Here is a 374-nt window from a genome sequence, read left to right as displayed (position 1 = left end):
CCTGGGCGGCGGCGTCGAGTTGCAGAACGAGTGCCCTGACCTGCTGGCCGAGGGCTTCCTCGACGCGCGGGAGCTGACGCATGTGCGGCTCGCGCAGGACGCCGGCGAGGTGCTCGGCCCGGGTCTCGATGCGGCGCTGGCGGTCGGCCTTGCGCAGAATAGACCGAAGCCGTGCCTTGCCCAGCGCGGCCGCCGCGGCCGGAGTGGGAGCTGCGGCGAGGAGAGCGCGGGCCAGGACCCGCAAGTCCGGCATCCGATTGGCAGTTCGCATCCCTAGCGGTCGGCAAGGGCCTCGCTCTGTATGTGGAGCAGGTGGCTCTGGTGTCGATGAGAGGTCTCCTTGCCGGCGGCTCGGAAGACGCACTACCCAGCGG

1 pseudogene is annotated in these 374 nt (G+C 71.1%); it reads right to left on the bottom strand.

Annotated features, from left to right (window positions below):
- Positions 1–253: pseudogene (locus tag IF89_RS0136295) on the bottom strand (IS110 family transposase); the annotation flags it as partial.
- Positions 254–374: the final 121 nt, after the last annotated feature.

Origin of the sequence: Streptomyces sp. NRRL F-2664 (assembly GCF_000719345.1) — a bacterium.
Lineage (GTDB): Bacteria > Actinomycetota > Actinomycetes > Streptomycetales > Streptomycetaceae > Streptomyces.
The sequence above is the reverse complement of the archived record's forward strand: the minus strand, read 5'-3'. Positions and strand labels throughout refer to the sequence as shown.